This window comes from Butyricicoccus sp., from assembly GCF_050872565.1.
Classification (GTDB): Bacteria; Bacillota; Clostridia; order Oscillospirales; family Butyricicoccaceae; genus Butyricicoccus_A.
Window position 1 is genome coordinate 1 of sequence record NZ_JBNMHC010000370.1, and the last position, 2,091, is coordinate 2,091.

2 protein-coding genes are annotated in these 2,091 nt (G+C 52.2%); one reads left to right on the top strand and one right to left on the bottom strand.

All coding sequences use genetic code 11. From position 1 onward, the window contains the following. Positions 1-31: 31 nt before the first annotated feature. On the bottom strand, positions 32-1,051 hold the full coding sequence (locus ACR0P9_RS11480) for a M42 family metallopeptidase (RefSeq protein ID WP_432620275.1): 1,020 nt from the start codon (positions 1,049-1,051) through the stop codon (positions 32-34). Between the two features lie 121 nt (positions 1,052-1,172). Here ACR0P9_RS11480 and ACR0P9_RS11485 point away from each other — a divergent pair, with 121 nt between their 5' ends. Further along, complete coding sequence (locus ACR0P9_RS11485) at positions 1,173-2,060, top strand: RluA family pseudouridine synthase (RefSeq protein ID WP_432620273.1); 888 nt, start codon at positions 1,173-1,175, stop codon at positions 2,058-2,060. Positions 2,061-2,091 lie beyond the last annotated feature (31 nt).

Here is a 2,091-nt window from a genome sequence, read left to right on the forward strand (position 1 = left end):
GGAAGAGCGCACAGCTTTTCTAATACCTCGATCATACGCGCGTTACCTCCCCGTCAAACTCCTTCAAAAAGGCTGCCATCAAATCGCTGACCGCTTGGACATCACACAGTTTAATGGTCTCAATCGGTGTGTGCATATATTTGAGCGGAATCGACAGCAAGCCCATAGCAATGCCGCTGCGCACCACCTGCATGTCCCATGCATTGGTGCCTGTATTGCCTTCCATAACTTCGATCTGATAGGGAATCTCTTCCGCACGCGCTGTCTTTATCATGCGATTGGTCAGACCGCGGTGCAAATTCGGGCCCATTCCCACGAGCACACCGCCGCCAAATGTAAATGCTTCATCCGAACCGCTGTCCGGCGTCTTGGCATGGCTGACATCCACGGCGATGCCATAATCCGGTGCCACATGAAATGCTGCCGCCAGAGCGCCAAGTGAGTCGGTCTCCTCATGCACCGAACCACATACGACAAGATCTACCTGCAAATTAGCATCTTGCAGCTGTTTCATCGCCTCGACAATAGAAATAAAGCCCGCGCGGTCATCCAAGCACTTGCCGGTAATTTGACCGTCCGTCAGCTCATACGGCGGCTGTGCAAACACAATCGGCGTGCCAATCGGAATGACAGCTTTCGCATCCAGCAAGCCGGTATCAATGAGCATTTCCTGCATCGGCACGGCTTTATTCTGTTCTCCTGCCGCCAGCAAATGCGGCGGTGTACAGGAAATGACACCGTATCTCGGTGTTTCCGTTAAAATTGTCACTTCAGCGCCAAGCAGCATACGCGGGTCAATGCCGCCCACCTGCGTAAAGCGCAGGAATCCGCCATCGAGCACATCTGTGACCATAAAACCAATTTGATCGAGATGGGCATCGAGCAGGACAGTCTTTGCATTCGGCTTGCCGCAGCTCTTCCAGCCCAATACACTGCCGCAGGAATCAAATTCCACACGATCGCAGTACGGTGCCAGCAGCTCCGCCGCCTTCTGTGCAGCATGTCCTTCAAAGCCGGTCACGCCGTCTGCGCTGCACAGCTGTATCAGCATATCCTTCACAACGTTTTCCTCCTCGTAATTTTTTACCGTATTTATTATACGCCATCAAGACACCTTGCGTCAATCGAGAAGCCGATTGCAAAATTACTTCAAATATGATACACTGGCAAGCATGATTAGAAACAGTATTCAGTATCAGATCCCGCCGGAATTTGACGGGCGCACAGCAGATCGATTTCTGCGCGCACAGGGCTTCTCGCGGCATCTGCTCATCCAAACCAAATATCAAGAAAACGGACTTTTATTGGACGGGATCTCCATTCGCTCCAATCAAAAACTGCACGCAGGTCAAACCCTGCGTGCAGTGATTCCACATCTTGCGCCAAACGAAAATCTACTTCCCGTCTGTTTACCGCTTTCTATTGTCTATGAGGACAGTGACCTCATTGTTCTCAACAAGCCTGCTGGTATGCCCGTCCATCCGTCACAGGGGCATTACGATGATACGCTGTCCAATGCGCTTGCCTATTATTATCAGCAGCGCGGCGAACCATTTACTGCCCGTTCCGTCGGCAGACTGGATCGGGATACCTCCGGTGTCGTGCTATTCTCCCTAAACGAGCTGTCTGCCTGTATTTTGGCGGAGCAAATGCGTCATCGAGAGATTCATCGCGAATACCGTGCCATTTGCACCGGTGTTTTACCGGAGTCTGGTTGTATTCGTGCGCCAATTGCCCGCGCCCATGCCAGCACCATTGAGCGCATTGTCGACGAGACACGCGGCAAGCCTGCCGTCACGTACTTTGAGCGGCTGGCTGTACACAACGGGTTTTCTCTTGCCGCTGTCCGGCTGGAGACCGGAAAAACGCATCAAATCCGTGTCCACATGAAGCATATCGGCCATCCGCTGCCCGGTGATTTTTTATATCATCCAGATTATACCCATATCGCCCGGCAGGCGCTGCATTCCTATCAGCTGTCTTTCACCCATCCGATTACCAAACAACCCATGACATTTACTGCGCCGATCCCCGAGGATATGCAGGCGTTGTTGTCCTAGAGACCTGTAACCACAGGTCTCTTTTTTATAC